The following is a 17,061-nucleotide window of genomic DNA, read 5'->3' on the forward strand; positions in this document are numbered from 1 at the left end:
TTGTTCTGAAACTTCTTAAAGATAACTAAAATTAATTTGTTTATCTAATTAGGCTTATACTTACAGCAACTTTCTTATTCTAAAAATAAAAAACAGTTTATAGCCAAGTTTTTATTTCTTCAAAATCTAAACCTCCATAATTTCCACTACTCATTAATAGCAGCACGGTATTTTGGTATGAAGTAGCTGCTAGAAATTGCTTGAATTTTTCTGGAGAAGTATATACCTTAAGGTTTTTATGCCCAAAGGCTTCTTTTATACGCGCTTCATCAATCATTTCTAATCGCTTTAATTTTACTGCTTCTGGAGAGTAAAACACTACAGCTTCATCTGCTTCTGCTAATGCGTTTTTATATTCTTCTAAAAAATTTGTATTTAAACTACTATAGGTATGCAACTCTAAACAAGCCAATAATTTTTTATTAGGGTATTGGTTTTTTACTGCTTTGGTAGTTGCTTTTACTTTAGATGGGCTATGGGCATAATCTTTAAAGACCACTGCCGACGGATTTTCTGCTATTTTTTCTAAACGTTTAGAAGCTCCTGTAAAACTCGCTATTGCTTCGTAAAAATCTTCTTCATCTATACCCATATGCTGGCATACCCATTTAGCTCCAGCAAGGTTTTGTAAATTATGTTTACCAAAAACTTCTAGGGGCATTTCTCCTTCTGGGGTTTCTAAGTAAGTTTCTCCATTCTCTACTCTATATGCTGGCGTTTGATAGGCTTGCTTTCTAGTAGGCTTGGTTGCTTTAGCTGCTATTTCTTCAAGCTGTTTATCTTCTTCATTATAAATTAAAATGCTTCCGTTTACCATGGTTTCGGTAAAAGCTGAAAATTGTTCTAAATAATTTTCGAAAGTTGGAAAAACATTGATATGGTCCCAAGCAATACCACTAATTAATGCAATATTAGGTTGGTACCATAAAAATTTAGGCCTACTATCTATAGGAGATGATAAATATTCATCGCCTTCAATAACAATAAAATCATTCTCTTCTGTAAGATGAACCATGGTATCAAAGCCTTCTAATTGAGCGCCTACCATAAAGTCTACTTCTCTATCATGATAATTAAGCACGTGTAAAATCATAGATGTTATGGTGGTTTTTCCATGAGAACCAGCTATTACTACTCGTGTTTTATCTTTACTTTGCTCGTATAAAAACTCTGGATACGAATATATTTTAAGCCCTAAGTCTTGTGCCTTGGCTAACTCAGGGTTATCCTGCTGCGCATGCATTCCCAAAATAACTACATCTATAGCTGTGTTTATTTTTTCAGGGTACCATCCTAATTTTTCGGGTAGAATTCCTGCTTTTTCTAAACGTGATTTAGAAGGTTCAAAAATAGCATCGTCACTTCCTGTTACTTGATGTTTTTGCTGGTGTAATGCCAAGGCTAAGTTGTGCATAGCACTTCCTCCTATGGCTATAAAATGTATACGCATGGGTGATTTCTTAAAAATGTAAAGGTAAAAAATGTATAAGCAAAGGGCAACTCAGCATTTTATTTTTTCTTTTTAGGCGGGTATTTTTTTAAGAGCTGGTTTGCTAAAGCTTTAAAAAACTGTTCCCTTTCTTCGGGGTTCATATTTGGGTTAAATACGACTTCTGTTGTTGCTTGCCAAAACAACTCTCTATTCTTTAGAAAAACGAGGTTTAGGGTTACTTGTAAATATTTTTTGGTTTGAGTAATGGGAATCCCTCCCGATATACCGCCATTTATATGACCGCCACCTCCGCCAACACCAATTCCTATAGTGCTATGCGTCTGCCTATCTGCTAAGTTTGTTAATAATTGTATTCCTACAACTGGCGTATTGTTAAAATGATAATTTTGCTTTTTTAAGTACTCTTGGATAGCGGTTGTAAAGCGTTTTTGGTCTAGTTCGTTTAAAGCTTCAACTTCATTTTCGATAAAGGTATAACTTGAAAGTTTGGTATAATCTACCTCCGGATCGTAATCTACATATATTTTAGGACCACAAGCAGCAACCGTAAACATTACAAAAAAAACAACTATAAACTTCATGATATTGGCTTTAAATACAAAGAACAATTAAAGTCCTAATCATATTTCTTTAATTGTTCTTCAATATACTAAAAGTAGTTAATTTATTCCACTTCTTTATTTAAAACTTCCCATAGTGCATCTTTCAACTCCTGAATGCCTTGATGTGCTACTGCCGAAATAAATAAATAAGGTACATCTGAGAATTGATGTTTCAGTTCAGCATCCATTTCTTTTTTAAGTTCTTCATCTAGCATATCTGTTTTGGAGATGGCCACAATCCTATCCTTATCTAGTAGTTCTGGGTTATAACGCCTAAGCTCATCTACCAAGATATCGTATTGTTTTTTAACATCTTCTGCATCACAAGGAATTAAGAAAAGTAATGTTGAATTTCTTTCTATATGTCTTAAAAATCTATATCCTAGTCCTTTTCCTTCGGCAGCTCCTTCTATAATTCCTGGAATATCTGCCATTACAAAGGTTCTAAAATCTCGGTATTTAACTATCCCCAAATTAGGTTTTAATGTGGTAAACTCATAGTTGGCAATTTTGGGTTTAGCGGCAGTAATTACAGACAATAGGGTTGATTTCCCTGCATTTGGAAAACCTACTAAGCCTACGTCTGCTAGTACTTTTAATTCTAATGTTATGTCTTTTTCTTCTCCTTCTATTCCTGGTTGTGCATAACGAGGAGTCTGGTTGGTAGAGGTTTTAAAATGCCAGTTTCCTCTTCCGCCTAAACCGCCTTTTGCGATGATATATTCTTGTCCTTCTTCTATAATTTCTGCAATTACCTCTTGGGTATCGGTATCTCTAATTACTGTACCTAGGGGTACGTTGATGTATTTATCTTCACCATCTCTTCCGGTACTGCGTTGTTTCCCTCCGTTTTCTCCATGTCCTGCTCGAATATGGCGTTTAAAATTAAACTCAAAAAGCGTCCAAAGATTTTTATCGCCACGAATAATTACATGTCCTCCTCTTCCGCCATCTCCGCCATCTGGACCGCCTTTATCAATATATTTTTCTCTATGCAAATGTGCAGAACCTCTACCGCCTTTCCCCGACGTTACATGTAACTTTACATAATCTATAAAATTTCCTTCTCTCACTGGTTTTCTTTAAATTTATAATTTATCGATAACTTCACTTAGGCGTGTTGTTATTTCTTGTATACTACCTACTCCATCTACCCCGTAATACTTGTCTTTTTTCTGGTAATATGATTTTAAAATGGCTGTTTCGTTATAGTATACTTTTATACGTTTTCTAATTACTTCTTCGTTAGCATCGTCTACGCGTCCAGATGTTTTTCCGCGTTCTAACAAACGTTGTACTAAAACCTCATCATCTACCTCTAGGGCTAACATTGCATCTACTTTAGTTTGTTTTTTATTTAAAAAGTTTTCCAGTGCATCGGCTTGTGCTTCTGTTCTTGGGAAACCATCAAAAATAAAACCTTCTGCTTCTTTATTTTTATCTACTTCTGCTTCTAGCATTCCAATGGTAATCTCGTCTGGCACCAGCTTTCCTTCATCTATAAAAACTTTGGCTTGTTTCCCTAAATCTGTACCATTTTTTATATTATACCTAAATACATCGCCTGTAGATATATGTACTAAGTTATATTTTTCTTTTAAAAATTCTGCTTGTGTTCCTTTTCCTGCTCCCGGAGGCCCAAACAATACTATATTCGTCATTCTTAATGCTTTAATTGATATATTTCTGATAAATTTCTTCCTAAGCCATCATAATCTAAACCGTATCCTACAATAAATTTATTGGGAATTTCAAAACCTACGTAATCCAATTTAATATTCTTCTGATAGGCTTCTGGTTTATGAAAAAGTGTAGCTACACGATACGATTTTACTTCTAAAGCTTTTAAATTTTCTACGATAGAAACCAATGTGTTTCCTGTATCTACAATATCTTCTACAATTATTATGTCTTTATTTTTTAGGTTTTCTACGCCTATCAACTGCCTTACACATGTTGTGGTATGGATTCCCTGATAAGAGCTAAGCTTAGTAAACTCCACCTCACAATCTGCTTTATAATGGGAGGTTATTGAAGCTAAAAACTGATAAGAGCCGTTAAGTATTCCTAGAAAAACAGGGGTTTCCCCTTTGTAATCTTCAGCTATTTTTTTAGTTAATTCTACCACCCTATTTTTTATTTCCTTGGAGGATATAAAAGGGACAAATTCTAAGTCGTGAAGCTGAATCATAGCGATTTATTATTTTACATAAAAACACAAAGATACGTAAACTTCTAAAAAAAGGAGCTATAACCAACTATTCTATATTCTATAACTGTAAAGATTTTCAGTTGTAAACTTAGGCTAAAATGCTTAGAAAACTTATTTTTGCTTAAACTTTTTTGTTATGAATTACTTCTCATCTAATTTCACCCTCGGTATTTTAGGAGGCGGTCAACTAGGTAAAATGTTACTCTACGAAACCCGTAAATATGATATCGCTACTGCGGTGATAGACCCCAACCCCGAAGCTCCCTCAAGTATTGCTTGCAACACTTTTGAAGTAGGTGATTTGATGGATTACGATACGGTAATACAGTTTGGACGAAAAGTAGATTTACTCACTTTTGAAATAGAAAGTGTAAACGTTGATGCCCTTGAGCAACTTGAAAAAGAAGGAAAAAAAGTATTCCCTTCTTCCGCTACGCTTAAAAACATTCAAGACAAAGGCATCCAAAAAAAATTTTACAACACGCACCAAATTCCAACAGCTCCTTTCGAGGTTTTCGCTCACAAAAGTGAACTTCTTAAAGCCGTAGAGGAGCAGAAATGGAGTTTTCCTTTTGTATGGAAAAGCACCACTGGCGGATACGATGGTAAAGGGGTTAGCCTGATTAAAAATCAAGAGCAACTTAACAGCCTTCCCGATGTTGCTTGTATAGCCGAAGCCATGATAGACTTTAAAAATGAACTGGCTGTAATTGTAGCAAGAAACCCTAATGGAGAAGTAGTCACTTATCCTGTGGTTGAGATGGAATTTCATCCAGAAGCAAACCAAGTAGAGTACGTTATATGCCCTGCTCGCATTAACGACAATGTCGCTTTAAAAGCAAGAAACATCGCTAAAAAAGTATCCGAAAGTTTTGCCCACGTAGGGCTACTTGCCGTAGAAATGTTTCAAACCAAAAACGATGAAATTTTGGTTAATGAAGTAGCTCCTAGACCGCACAATAGCGGTCACTACAGTATCGAAGCTAGTTTTACTAACCAGTTTGAACAACACCTACGTGCTATTTTAAACCTTCCCTTAGGAAATACAGAAAGTAAAGTTGCAGGAATTATGGTAAATTTGGTAGGCGATGAAAACTATCAAGGGCAAGTAGTTTATAAAAATATTGAAAAAATTATGCAAATGCCTGGGGTTATACCTCATATTTATGGAAAAAAAGAAACACGCCCTTTTAGAAAGATGGGGCATGTTACCATAACTCATAAAGACATAAATGAAGCACGAAAAGTAGCGGAAAAAGTAAAAAACGAAATTAAAGTTATAAGCCAACAAAATGAATAAAGTAGGAATTATTATGGGAAGCACAAGTGACCTCCCAGTAATGCAAGAAGCCATTGATGTGCTTAAAGGATTTGGTATAGACGTAGAAGTAGATATTGTCTCTGCACACCGAACTCCCGAAAAGCTTTTCGACTACGGAAAAAAAGCACATACCCGAGGATTAAAAGTAATTATTGCAGGAGCAGGAGGAGCAGCACACTTACCAGGAATGATAGCCTCTCTTTCTCCACTTCCTGTAATTGGAGTACCCGTAAAGTCTAGAAACTCTATAGATGGTTGGGACTCTGTACTCTCCATTTTACAAATGCCAGGAGGTGTTCCTGTTGCAACCGTAGCACTTGATGGTGCTAAAAATGCAGGGATTTTAGCCGCACAAATTATTGGTGCTTCCGATAAAAATATTCTTGATAAAATTATAGCCTTTAAAGAAAACTTAAAAGAAAAAGTAATAAATGGTGCTAAAGAGATTAATGCTTAAGCAGCCTTAATACAAAAGCGCAAAATGCCCCTTAATCTCATACTTACCATATAGGCGAGTGCTAAACCAATATGAAGATTTTGGCATTAACTTCCCATTATAAATACCGTCCCATCCACTTGAGTTGGGAGGTATTTTAGCCAATAATTTCCCATACCTATCAAATATTTTTATAGTAGAAATATGAGGGCGTATTTTAGGTAATGCTTGCCACTTATCGTTATAACCATCTTGATTTGGAGTAAAAAACTGAGGAAAAAAAAGCGCTGCTTTATCTTTACAAATTTTTAGTGCCAACTTAAATTTTCTTTCTGTAAAACAATTTTTATCATTCTTGTTTTCTAAACGAACTATAATTATTTCTGAAAACGCTTGCCGAATGGTATATCCCGCATACATTTCCTCGGTTATATCTTCTCCTGTAGTTGTGTAAAAACTAAGTTTTTCTTCTGTTTTTACAGAAATGCTTTCTGCAATTTGTCTGGTAGGAAATTTTTGTATTCCTGTTATGTTTTCTGCACATTGTATATTGTTTTCTATCTCGTCTAATTGTGGCGGAGCAATAACTACTAAATAAAATTGATATGTCTCACTGCAACTAGATACACCTTCTGTAACTACAAGGCTTATTTTTTCATAATTTCTGGTAAGGTTTTGAATGCTTTCTGGAAACGGATATGCTATTTCGTCTCCATTATTCCTTACCAATTTTAATTGAAATTTTTCTGTATCTATTTTCCCTTCTACCTGCTCCAAAATACGTTGTGTAGAAAAGGTTGCATAACCTGTTTTATCTGTGGTGCAAACATAAATGTTATCTATTTCTATTTGTTGTGCAACACTCCCTACCTCTATGTCTAATTGAATTGATTTTGCACAGGTCTTGTTTTTCTTATTAAATACTTGTAAAGTATATGTTCCCGCTTCTAATTGCTCTAATGTTGGGAGGTAATTACCTGCTTCATCATAAAACTGTGCTTCTACATTTTGCTGATTTCCTATTGCTTGTTCTATAATGCTTTTTTCATCTATAAAATCTATAAGTCCATCTCCTGTCGTATCACAACCGTAAACCTTTTCTACAGGAAAAACTTGTACATCTTCTGCAATAAAAACTTCTGTTTTAAAATTGCGCACATTGCCCATTACATCTGTAACAGTAGCTCCTATAAGATAACTACCTGGCTGCATGTAGGTGTGTTGTACTGTATTTCCTGTTACAACTGTTCCATCGCCTAAATTCCAATATACTTGAAGTACATCGGTTAAATCTTCTAGGGTAAAAATTGTTTCTTCTCCTAAGCAAGTATTTCTAACTGCTATTAAACTATCAAAATAAGATTGTAAATAATTGGGTAAGCCTGTTGCGAAATGGGATACCAATTCCTCTCCAAAAAAATTTACTTCATTCCATTGATAATTTAGCTCTTGTGCTTGTTCGTTAGGGTTATGAATACAAGCTAAAGCAAAAAATCTCGGATTTAAGTGATAAATTTTCCCATCAATTGCCAATTGCAAAGCTCCACAAGTTCCTTTACTTTGATTTACAATAGTTCCTGAGGCGCTTATATTTGTTGCTTCTAAATCAAATTGATATATTTTATAGTAGGCCTCTTCATTTTCAACATATTGCATTGAAGCATAAAGCTTACTCCCGTCTGGAGAAAACTCTAAACTATAGGCTGATACATCTTCTATTAACATTTGCTCGTTGGTAATTACTCCTGTTGCCGCATCAAAATCAAACAGGGCTACATATCCCATATAAGTACCTATATCATTTCCTACCAAGTAACTTGTCATCGCTATATGTTTTCTATCAGGAGAGACTTTAATACTTCCTAGTGAAGAAGTAAAATCAGTTGGTGAATTAGTTACTATTGTTGGGCTAATAACTGGTGTAGGGTTTACTCCTGCTGTGGTTACTTTAAAGGCATTAAAGCGATCTTTAAAATGAGAAATCACCCATATATCGCCAGTTACTTTATCTGCTATCCCGGTTAAGCGTTCAGAGTTTTTATACCTAGGTTCTAAATTATCATTAACATCATAAGTAATTAAGTGTGTGCTTCCCGAAATTACTGCACCATTTCCATTATCTGCGGTAATATCTACCGTTACGTAATTTACCCCATTATTATACCCATCATCTTGTAACAGTTGGTTTAAAACACCTGGAAGAGGATTTGTTAAATCTGGATTATAGTTTTGACTAGGATAAACATTAGCATTAGACACCGATGGCCGGTCTGTTGTAAAAACATAATAGATAGTACTACTCCCTGGCTTAGGAACTATTAGTACGCTTTGTGTTGCAGAATAATGCCCTAATATATTAGCACCTCCACTCATTATCTGATGGTTTTTATTCCAAATTTGTTGTCCATTAGAATAAAGCAACACATTCCCATCTGCATCAGAAATAACGGCACAACCTTCTAATGCTTGCATTTCACTTTCGTTGATTTGTTGTGGACTTCCTGACGAAAAATCAAGCCCTAATTTATTATTAAAATACCATTTTGACGCCTGTAACTGCGCCATTACGGGACTGCAATAGCTTAAACAAAATAACCCTATAAACAAAAAAAGCTTAGACATAAATTTAACTATAAGTTATAAATATATAATTTTTTTAAAAAAACAAGTCTAAATGTGTTACATTAGAGCATGTTAACCGTTATTAAACAAAACCTTTTTCTATGCAAAGCGTTCAAACTTTAGTTATATCAATTATTATAAGTTTATGTACTACCATTGGTTTTTCACAGCAACTCACTGGCTTTGTAAAATCTAAATCCTCGCAGGAAAGTATTCCGTTTGCAAGTGTACAAATTAGCGACAATTATGGCGTGATTACAAATACCGAAGGGCTGTTTCAAATCCAAACAGAAAAATTTCTTCCTACAGATTCTTTGCTTTTTTCCAGTATGGGATTCGAATCTAAAAAAATAGCCCTAAAGGATTTCCAACAAAATAGTACGATTTATCTAGCCGATAACATAAATGAATTAGCCGAAGTTTACCTTGTTAATAAGAATTTAACTCCAGATGAAATACTAGAAAAAGTAACAAAAAAAGCTTCCGAAAATTATTCTAAACCTTTAGCCAAATACACCATATTTGCTAGAAAATCAGAAAAATCGACCTTAAAAGATTTTGATTTCGAAATAAACAAAGCTACTTTTTTACCTAAAAAAACACAGGGAAAATTTAATAAAGAAATCAAACAAGCTTTTAAAAACGATAAACATAAAAATATAGAACACCACAGCTACTCAGAAGATTATTTTAGTATTTATAAAAACAACGACTCTATAAAAATAGACCTTATAAAACTTACCGCTTTAGAAAACCCCGAAACAAGTCTAGATGGCGAAAAAATAGCAGAAAAAATTTTTAAACTCATCGCAGAAAACTTAGACAGTAAAAACACTTTTAAGGTAAGAAGCGGAATTATCCCTGTAGATGATTCGCTAAAAGTAGGCGAAAGCTTCAAAATAAAAGAAGAAAACGAAGCCGATACGGTAAAAACTGCTCACTGGCGAGAAAGCAACCTGCTTGGCATTAACCACGAGAAAAATATTCTAGAAGCGCAAAAATTAGATTTTTTAACAAATTACCCAAATTATAAATTTCAACTAGACGAAATTACAGGCTTTAATAATGAGATGGTGTACATTCTTAGTTTTACGCCCAACAAACGCAAAGCAAAATACACCGGAAAGCTATACATCTCTGCCGATACCTTTGCCGTTTTAAAAGCTGAATATCAGCTAGCACCAGGTAAGCGCACAAACAGTTTTAACATGAAATTTCTGCTCGGAGTAAAAATAATTCAAGATAAAGATGCAGGCACATTAGTATTTAGAAAAAACAAAAACAATAGCTACGATCCTGTTTTCTTTAGAAGAGAAATGCACCAATACATTTACTTAAACAGAAGTGTAAGCTTTAAAGAAAATACCCAGGACAGAAAAAATAGAATTAAATTTAAATTTGATTTTAAAATAGAAACCAACAATCACTTGGTAAGCGAAAGCCTTTTTGTAGATAACCATAAAATTACCGAAAAACAATTCGATAACTTTACAGAAAAAACCTCAACAACTGTAGAAGAAATTAGAAAATACGATGCCAGTATCTGGGAAAACTATAACATTATTGCTCCAGACGAAGCCATTAAAACTTTCGAATATTAATACCAAAAGCATCCTATTTTTAAACTTATCTAACATTTCCTTATGCCTTTAATCTAGATACTATTTATATCTTTGAGGTTATTAAAAATTAAAACATGATCGCAAACAATCCGTTATTAGAAAATTTCGACTACGCTCCTTTTTCTAAAATAAAAAACGAACATTATAAACCCGCCATCAAGCAAGCTATACAATTAGCAAACCAAGAAATAGATGCTATTACAACCCTTAACGAAAAACCTACCTTTCAAAACACAATTGAAGCGCTTGAATATTCTGGAGAAAAATTAGGGCGTATTACTGGTATATTTTTCAATATCAATGCCGCAGAAACCAACGAGGAAATTCAGCAAATTGCACAAGAAATCTCCCCTTGGCTAAGTAAATTTAAAAACGACCTGCTATTAAACGAAACTTTATTTACACGTGTTAAAACTGTTTTTCAGGAAAAAGAAAACCTCGACCTAACACCAGAGCAACAAATGTTGCTCGAGAAACATTACAAGTCTTTTAGCAGAAATGGTGCAAATTTATCGGATACCGATAAAGAAAAGCTTCGTGAAATAGATACCGAATTAGCTCAATTATCCCTAAGCTTTGGCGAACATGTCTTAGCCGAGACAAATGCCTATGAGCTATTAATTGAAAATGAAGCAGACCTTGAAGGGCTTCCAGAAGATGAGAAAGAAACCGCCGCTAAATTAGCAAAGGCTAACGGGCGTGATGGTTTTCTTTTTACACTTCAATACCCAAGCTACCTTCCTTTTATGAAGTATGTAAAAAATCGTACGTTACGTAAAAAAATGGCATTAGCTTTTGGCAAAAAAGCATTCCAAGATAATGTTTTTAACAATGAAGAAATTGTTTTAAAAATTGCCAAACTTCGCTACCAACGCGCACAACTCTTAGGCTACAAAACCCACGCTCATTTTGTTCTAGAAGAGCGTATGGCAAAAAACCCTGAAAAAGTAAACAACTTCTTAGCAGAATTAAGAGAAAAAGCACAAACCAAAGCAAAAGCACAGTTTAACGAGTTAGAAACTTTTGCTAAAAACCTAGATAACATCGATAGGTTAGAAAAATGGGACAGCGCTTATTATGCCGAAAAATTAAAACAGCAGCGATTTGATTTAGATGATGAAAAATTAAAACCCTATTTCAAGCTTAAAAACGTTATCAAAGGAGTTTTTGATATTTCAGAAAAATTATATCAATTAAAGTTTCAAGAAGTCGATAACATCGATAAATATCACGAAGAAGTTAAAACCTATCAAGTTACCAATACTCAAGGAGACAAAGTTGCTTTGCTTTATGCCGATTTTCATCCTCGAGCAGGAAAACGTGGAGGTGCCTGGATGACGGTTTATAAAGACCAACAGCAAAAAAACAACCACAACGAACGTCCTCATATTTCAATTGTATGTAACTTTACACGAGCTACAGAAAACAAGCCATCTTTACTTACCTTTAACGAAGTAACAACGCTTTTCCATGAATTTGGACACGCCTTACACGGAATGTTAGCCAACACCACCTATCCTAGCCTATCGGGTACTTCTGTTTATTGGGATTTTGTAGAGCTTCCTAGTCAATTATTAGAAAATTGGTGTTACGAAGAAGAAGCCCTAGCCTTGTTTGCTAAACATTATCAAACCAATGAGCTCATCCCACAAAATTTAATCGAAAAAATAAAAAAAGCCGCCAACTTTTTAGAGGGCATGCAAACCTTACGCCAGTTAAGTTTTGGAATGCTAGACATGGCTTGGCATGCTACAAACCCTAGTGATATAGATAACGTTAAAAAGCACGAAAATCAAGCTTTTGAAGCCACCAAACTTTTCCCAGATGTTTCTGAAAACTGTATGAGCACAGCTTTTTCTCATATCTTCCAAGGCGGATATTCTTCTGGATATTACTCCTATAAATGGGCCGAAGTACTCGATGCTGATGCCTTTGCTTACTTTAAAGAAAATGGAATTTTTAATCTTGAAATTGCAACTAAATTTAAAAATTACATCCTTTCGCAAGGAGGCACCCAAGACCCTATGCTTTTATACAAACGCTTCCGTGGGAAAGAACCCAACCCTAACGCTTTATTAAAACGAGCAGGCTTATTAGACTAACAACTATTTCTATAATAAAAGTCCATTGGCTCTTCGCAATGGACTTTTGTTTATATAAATACAATCTATCAAGATATAAGCTTTAAATACTGAGAAGGTGTAATTTTCTCATATTTTTTAAACTGTCTATTAAAGTAACTTATACTATTAAAACCAGATTTAAAAGCCACTTCTGCTATCGTTTTGTTACTATTAGCCGCACTCAAAAGTTGTTTTGCAAACTTAACTCGTTCTGAATTTACATAATCTATAGGAGAAACCCCTAAGGTATTTTTAAATTTCTTATGGAAATGAGAACTACTCATATAAGCTTTAGTAGCCAGATGCTCTACCGTAATGTTTTTATGCGTTAAATTTTCTTTTATATAATTCAGAATAAAACCTATACGCGTATCTGCATTTGTTTTTCCTTGTAAGAAGATATTCTTTGCTTTTGTTTGTAGTAACCTAACTATTAATTCCTGAAACATTAAATCTAACAAGATATCTTTAGATTTTGTATTGGATAGAAATGTATGCATTAAGCGCTGCAACAACTGGTTAAGCTCTATATTATTTGCCAAATGGGAAGAATTCTCATCTAAACTCCAAGAGTTGTTTTCCTCTTCAATTGCCACCAAATTATTAAAGTTATAAACCACTTCCTTTACTTTGGTTTCATCTATTCCTAAAGCCAAACATTGTGTTGGGCTGTTTCTTTCTGCTATGGGAAAATCTATCAACATAGGCTTTCCTTTTGGCATGATAACAGATTCTCCAGGAAAATACTCAAAACTAGGCTCATCGGTAAGATGCATTATTTTTTTGCCTGAAAGCATACTCGTAATTACAGGAAAATCAAAAATAAGTTGAACCTTCGCTGCCTGCTCATAAGTTTCAAAAATATTTAACTCTGCATTTTTTACATTATACACGGTTTGGTTTTCCACCAATGTCGTTAATTTTCTTTGTCTTTTATGTATATCTAACAAGTGTTCCATAAGTAACATTCCTAAAAAACAACAGGATTGTTCAATTTATTAATAGTCATGTTCAATGTTATGTAATATATTTAAAATAGTTTTATAAACTATCATTTTTATAAAAATTTAACTTTATTTTAAAAATAGCCTTATGAGTATAGAAAAACCTAAATTTAAAGAAAAATACGATAATTTTATTAACGGTAAGTGGACAGCCCCAATTAAAGGAGATTATTTTGACAATGTCTCTCCCATAGACGGAAAAGTTTTCACAAAAGCAGCACACTCTACAGTAGAAGATATTAACCTTGCTGTTGATGCTGCACACGAAGCTTTTAAAACCTGGGGAAAAACTTCTGCAACAGAGCGAAGCATTATCCTTAACAAAATTGCAGATCGTCTAGAAGCCAATCTTGAAAAATTGGCTGCGGTAGAAACTATCGATAACGGTAAAGCCATTAGAGAAACACTAAATGCCGATATCCCATTAGCCATAGATCATTTCCGTTACTTTGCAGGTGTAATTAGAGCCGAGGAAGGTTCGCATACAGAGCTTGATAAAAATACAGTTTCACTTATCGTACATGAGCCTATTGGCGTGGTGGCACAAATTATCCCTTGGAATTTCCCAATTTTAATGGCGGTTTGGAAACTAGCCCCGGCACTTGCTGCTGGTTGTACCGTAGTCCTAAAACCTGCGGAAAGTACGCCTGTATCTATTATGGTTCTTATGGAGCTTATTGAAGATTTACTTCCTGCAGGTGTTATAAATATTGTAAACGGATTTGGTGCAGAAATAGGAAGACCATTGGTAACCAACCCTAAAGTATCTAAAGCTGCTTTTACAGGATCTACAGCTACGGGACGTATGGTAATGCAATATGCTACCGAAAATATTATCCCTGTAACACTAGAGTTAGGAGGAAAATCGCCTAACGTATTTTTCAATTCTGTAATGGACGCCGATGATGAGTTTCTAGATAAAGCCATCGAAGGTGCTGTATTATTTGCATTTAACCAAGGTGAAATTTGTACTTGCCCTTCTAGATTATTAATTCAAGAAGACATCTATGAAGAGTTTATTGCACGTGTAGTTGCGCGTGTTGAAGCAATTAAAATGGGGAACCCGCTTGATAGTTCTGTAATGATGGGAGCACAAGCCTCTAAAGTACAACTCGAAAAAATATCTTCCTACCTAAAATTAGGAAAAGAAGAAGGTGCTGAAGTGCTTACAGGAGGAGAAGTGAAGCATCTTGATGGGGATTTAGCTAACGGATACTATATCCAACCAACCTTATTTAAAGGACATAACAAAATGCGTATTTTCCAAGAAGAGATTTTTGGCCCTGTACTAGCGGTTACTACCTTTAAAACGGTAGAAGAAGCTATCGAAATTTCAAACGACACACTTTACGGATTAGGCGCAGGTGTTTGGACACGTGATGCACATGAACTTTACCAAGTTCCTAGAGCTATCGAAGCAGGTAGAGTTTGGGTAAACCAATATCATGCTTATCCTGCTGGCGCTCCATTTGGAGGTTACAAACAATCTGGAATTGGACGTGAAAACCATAAAATGATGTTGGCACACTACCGCCAAACTAAAAACATGCTTATCTCTTACGATAAAAAGAAGCTAGGTTTCTTCTAAAAAAATAATACCAAGAGGAGTACATCTTATCTTTGTATGTATTCCTCTTTTTTATCATTACAACTATGACTATAAAACGTATAGACTGCACAGAAAAAGCAAAAAACTTAATAGCACAATTAAAAACTAAACACGGAGAACTTATGTTTTACCAAGCAGGTGGTTGTTGTGAAGGCACACAGCCACAATGTTTTGTAAAAGGCGGCTTTTATTTACGCATGAACGATGTATGTATTGGAGAAGTTGAAGATTGTGAGTTTTGGGTAGACAAAGATCTATTTGAATATTGGAAACACGCCCATTTTACATTAGATGTATTAGACGGCTTTGGTGCCGGAGGGTTCTCGCTAGAAACCCCACTAGGAAAAACTTTTAAAATACAGTATAGGATTTTTACTGAGGAGGAAGAAAAAAACCTCGCTCCAGTTAAATATGCATAAAAAAACTACTTAACCTTATTCGGGTTTTGCTGTACAAAAGCAGCCCAACCTGAGTAACTTTTTTCTTTTTGTGGCTTGTTTGCGTTATAAAAATGGCAAACCGCTGCCGCTAAACCATCTGTCGAGTCTAAATTGTCTGGTAAACTTTTAAGCTTTAATAAGCTTTGAAGCATTCGTGCAACCTGCTCTTTACTTGCATTTCCATTTCCTGTTATTGCCATTTTAATTTTTTTAGGCGAATACTCTGTTACAGGAATTTCTCTGCTTAAACCCGCTGCCATCGCTACTCCTTGTGCCCTTCCCAATTTCAACATCGATTGTACATTTTTTCCAAAAAAAGGAGCTTCTATAGCAATCTCATCAGGTTTATAGGTCTCTATCAACTCGATAGTGCGTTCAAAAATTAATTTTAATTTGATATAAGGGTCTGTATATTTTTTAAGAATCAACTCATTAAGCTGTAAAAATTTCATTTGCTTTTTCTCCACTTTTATCAAACCATATCCCATAATGGTAGTTCCAGGGTCTATTCCTAATATGATACGCTCTTTATCCAAAATTTATTATTGAGTTACTATTTGCAAAGGTAATTTATAATTGGTAGATACTGGTATTCCTCGTTTCTGCGCTGGGAATATTTTAGGCAATTTTACAACAGCCTCTGTTAACCAATTTGATAATTCTGGGAGTTTTAAAAACAATGTTTTGGGTGCTTGAATTGAATCTATGTTGGGTTTCCCCGTTGCATCTATTTTTATATAAAGTACTATTTTTTGATTTATACTATCGTTAGAAATTACTTGATGCGTAGCTAATTCCTCGTATATATAAGCCGATAAATGCTGCTCGAAACAAGCTTTTTGCTGTTGCTTTTCGGTAGTTTTTTCGCATACATCAAAGCTTGGGTATTGTTCTATTGCTTTCCAATCGATGTGTTTTAATTCCTCCTCTACAATTTTGGTCGAAGAAACTTTTTTTGTTTCAAAATCTTTACATCCAAAGCATAAAAAAACAACTCCTAGTAATAATAAATTTATCTTCTGCATCGGCTTACTTGGCACGGTTATTACTTTGCTTCTATCCAATCGATAATTTCGGTATCTGTTGGTAAGGTTCTTGGTTTTATTACTTTTTCCAACTCACCATTCTTGTTAATTAAGTACTTTTGGAAATTCCATTTCACCTTACTGTCTTCTACACCGTTTTTACTTTTTTGGGTAAGAAATTGGTATAAAGGATGTATATCTTTACCCTTTACCGAAATTTTACTCATCATAGGAAAGCTTACCCCATAATTAGCTTTACAGAATTCAGCAATTTCTTTGTTTGTTCCTGGTTCTTGCCTCATAAAATTATTAGCAGGAAAGCCTATAATTACAAAATCTTTATCTTTATATAATTGGTAAAGTTCTTCTAATTGCTCATATTGTGGCGTTAGTCCGCATTTACTTGCCGTATTTACAATCATCACTTTTTTGCCTTTTAGGTTTGCTAAAGAAAAAGGTTCTCCGTAAATATCCTCTATCTCATAGGCATAAATTGTTTTTTCCATATTACGTTGTGTTTGTGCTTGCATTATGGTTGTAATGCAAAGTATTATAAATACGATATTTTTCATTTATTAATTTTTTACTAATG

At 34.5% G+C, this 17,061-nt stretch carries 16 protein-coding genes; 6 read left to right on the forward strand and 10 right to left on the reverse strand.

Going from position 1 to position 17,061, the window contains the following annotated elements; all coding sequences use genetic code 11:
• Positions 1–97 precede the first annotated feature (97 nt).
• The 5 genes from GGR32_RS05955 to hpt all read right to left on the reverse strand — a co-directional run bounded on the left by GGR32_RS05955 (position 98) and on the right by hpt (position 4,246).
• Complete coding sequence (locus GGR32_RS05955) at positions 98–1,450, reverse strand: UDP-N-acetylmuramate--L-alanine ligase (RefSeq protein WP_183477279.1); 1,353 nt, start codon at positions 1,448–1,450, stop codon at positions 98–100.
• A gap of 59 nt (positions 1,451–1,509) precedes the next feature.
• Positions 1,510–2,034 (reverse strand): DUF4136 domain-containing protein, encoded by a 525-nt coding sequence (locus GGR32_RS05960; protein ID WP_183477280.1) that lies wholly within the window; start codon positions 2,032–2,034, stop codon positions 1,510–1,512.
• Positions 2,035–2,117: 83 nt separating this feature from the next.
• Positions 2,118–3,128 (reverse strand): GTPase ObgE, encoded by a 1,011-nt coding sequence (obgE, locus tag GGR32_RS05965; protein ID WP_183477281.1) that lies wholly within the window; start codon positions 3,126–3,128, stop codon positions 2,118–2,120.
• Positions 3,129–3,143: 15 nt separating this feature from the next.
• The gene (locus GGR32_RS05970) at positions 3,144–3,716 is read right to left on the reverse strand and encodes an adenylate kinase (RefSeq protein WP_183477282.1); all 573 of its coding nucleotides are present in this window, start codon (positions 3,714–3,716) and stop codon (positions 3,144–3,146) included.
• 2 nt (positions 3,717–3,718) lie between these two features.
• Entirely contained in the window at positions 3,719–4,246 is a 528-nt protein-coding gene (gene hpt / locus GGR32_RS05975; protein ID WP_183477283.1) for a hypoxanthine phosphoribosyltransferase, read from the reverse strand.
• Positions 4,247–4,403: 157 nt separating this feature from the next.
• Between hpt and GGR32_RS05980 the strand changes: the two genes are divergently transcribed.
• Both GGR32_RS05980 and purE read left to right on the forward strand, forming a co-directional pair.
• Entirely contained in the window at positions 4,404–5,567 is a 1,164-nt protein-coding gene (locus GGR32_RS05980) for a 5-(carboxyamino)imidazole ribonucleotide synthase (RefSeq protein WP_183477284.1), read from the forward strand.
• The gene (gene purE / locus GGR32_RS05985; RefSeq protein WP_183477285.1) at positions 5,560–6,045 is read left to right on the forward strand and encodes a 5-(carboxyamino)imidazole ribonucleotide mutase; all 486 of its coding nucleotides are present in this window, start codon (positions 5,560–5,562) and stop codon (positions 6,043–6,045) included. The genes GGR32_RS05980 and purE overlap by 8 nt, the downstream gene beginning before the upstream one ends.
• A 6-nt stretch (positions 6,046–6,051) precedes the next feature.
• On the opposite strand, the gene GGR32_RS05990 is transcribed toward purE, so the two are convergent.
• Positions 6,052–8,646: a T9SS type B sorting domain-containing protein gene (locus GGR32_RS05990; protein WP_221403697.1), complete on the reverse strand. Its 2,595-nt coding sequence runs from the start codon at positions 8,644–8,646 to the stop codon at positions 6,052–6,054.
• Positions 8,647–8,747: 101 nt separating this feature from the next.
• Here GGR32_RS05990 and GGR32_RS05995 point away from each other — a divergent pair, with 101 nt between their 5' ends.
• Together GGR32_RS05995 and GGR32_RS06000 are read left to right on the forward strand one after the other, a co-directional pair.
• Positions 8,748–10,247, forward strand: a complete 1,500-nt coding sequence (locus GGR32_RS05995; RefSeq protein ID WP_183477287.1) for a carboxypeptidase-like regulatory domain-containing protein — start codon at positions 8,748–8,750, stop codon at positions 10,245–10,247.
• A 95-nt stretch (positions 10,248–10,342) separates the two neighbouring features.
• Positions 10,343–12,370: a M3 family metallopeptidase gene (locus GGR32_RS06000; protein WP_183477288.1), complete on the forward strand. Its 2,028-nt coding sequence runs from the start codon at positions 10,343–10,345 to the stop codon at positions 12,368–12,370.
• Between the two features lie 68 nt (positions 12,371–12,438).
• Here GGR32_RS06000 and GGR32_RS06005 read toward each other — a convergent pair whose 3' ends face one another.
• Positions 12,439–13,350: an AraC family transcriptional regulator gene (locus GGR32_RS06005; protein ID WP_183477289.1), complete on the reverse strand. Its 912-nt coding sequence runs from the start codon at positions 13,348–13,350 to the stop codon at positions 12,439–12,441.
• Positions 13,351–13,483: 133 nt separating this feature from the next.
• Here GGR32_RS06005 and GGR32_RS06010 point away from each other — a divergent pair, with 133 nt between their 5' ends.
• Positions 13,484–14,983, forward strand: a complete 1,500-nt coding sequence (locus GGR32_RS06010; protein ID WP_183477290.1) for an aldehyde dehydrogenase family protein — start codon at positions 13,484–13,486, stop codon at positions 14,981–14,983.
• A gap of 65 nt (positions 14,984–15,048) precedes the next feature.
• Positions 15,049–15,423, forward strand: a complete 375-nt coding sequence (locus GGR32_RS06015; RefSeq protein ID WP_183477291.1) for a DUF779 domain-containing protein — start codon at positions 15,049–15,051, stop codon at positions 15,421–15,423.
• Positions 15,424–15,428: 5 nt separating this feature from the next.
• Here the strand turns inward: GGR32_RS06015 and ruvC are convergent, their stop codons facing one another.
• From ruvC to GGR32_RS06030, 3 genes are read right to left on the reverse strand one after another with little or no spacing between them, the layout of a single operon-like run.
• Positions 15,429–15,980, reverse strand: coding sequence for a crossover junction endodeoxyribonuclease RuvC (ruvC, locus tag GGR32_RS06020; RefSeq protein ID WP_183477292.1), 552 nt, complete (start codon positions 15,978–15,980; stop codon positions 15,429–15,431).
• Between the two features lie 6 nt (positions 15,981–15,986).
• Positions 15,987–16,469 (reverse strand): hypothetical protein, encoded by a 483-nt coding sequence (locus GGR32_RS06025; protein ID WP_183477293.1) that lies wholly within the window; start codon positions 16,467–16,469, stop codon positions 15,987–15,989.
• A 20-nt stretch (positions 16,470–16,489) separates the two neighbouring features.
• The gene (locus GGR32_RS06030; protein WP_183477294.1) at positions 16,490–17,041 is read right to left on the reverse strand and encodes a glutathione peroxidase; all 552 of its coding nucleotides are present in this window, start codon (positions 17,039–17,041) and stop codon (positions 16,490–16,492) included.
• Between the last annotated feature and the right edge of the window lie 20 nt (positions 17,042–17,061).

It is taken from the genome of Mesonia hippocampi (assembly GCF_014197445.1).
Lineage (GTDB): Bacteria > Bacteroidota > Bacteroidia > Flavobacteriales > Flavobacteriaceae > Mesonia > Mesonia hippocampi.

Excerpts from the sequence above, each read along its gene's own strand:
- GGR32_RS05955 (WP_183477279.1), bottom strand. The coding sequence starts at position 1,450 with ATGCGTATACATTTTATAGCCATAGGAGGAAGTGCTATGCACAACTTA.
- GGR32_RS05960 (WP_183477280.1), bottom strand. The coding sequence starts at position 2,034 with ATGAAGTTTATAGTTGTTTTTTTTGTAATGTTTACGGTTGCTGCTTGT.
- GGR32_RS05970 (WP_183477282.1), bottom strand. The coding sequence starts at position 3,716 with ATGACGAATATAGTATTGTTTGGGCCTCCGGGAGCAGGAAAAGGAACA.
- hpt (WP_183477283.1), bottom strand. The coding sequence starts at position 4,246 with ATGATTCAGCTTCACGACTTAGAATTTGTCCCTTTTATATCCTCCAAG.
- GGR32_RS05980 (WP_183477284.1), top strand. The coding sequence starts at position 4,404 with ATGAATTACTTCTCATCTAATTTCACCCTCGGTATTTTAGGAGGCGGT.
- purE (WP_183477285.1), top strand. The coding sequence starts at position 5,560 with ATGAATAAAGTAGGAATTATTATGGGAAGCACAAGTGACCTCCCAGTA.
- GGR32_RS05990 (WP_221403697.1), bottom strand. The coding sequence starts at position 8,646 with ATGTCTAAGCTTTTTTTGTTTATAGGGTTATTTTGTTTAAGCTATTGC.
- GGR32_RS05995 (WP_183477287.1), top strand. The coding sequence starts at position 8,748 with ATGCAAAGCGTTCAAACTTTAGTTATATCAATTATTATAAGTTTATGT.
- GGR32_RS06000 (WP_183477288.1), top strand. The coding sequence starts at position 10,343 with ATGATCGCAAACAATCCGTTATTAGAAAATTTCGACTACGCTCCTTTT.
- GGR32_RS06005 (WP_183477289.1), bottom strand. The coding sequence starts at position 13,350 with ATGGAACACTTGTTAGATATACATAAAAGACAAAGAAAATTAACGACA.
- GGR32_RS06010 (WP_183477290.1), top strand. The coding sequence starts at position 13,484 with ATGAGTATAGAAAAACCTAAATTTAAAGAAAAATACGATAATTTTATT.
- GGR32_RS06015 (WP_183477291.1), top strand. The coding sequence starts at position 15,049 with ATGACTATAAAACGTATAGACTGCACAGAAAAAGCAAAAAACTTAATA.
- GGR32_RS06025 (WP_183477293.1), bottom strand. The coding sequence starts at position 16,469 with ATGCAGAAGATAAATTTATTATTACTAGGAGTTGTTTTTTTATGCTTT.
- GGR32_RS06030 (WP_183477294.1), bottom strand. The coding sequence starts at position 17,041 with ATGAAAAATATCGTATTTATAATACTTTGCATTACAACCATAATGCAA.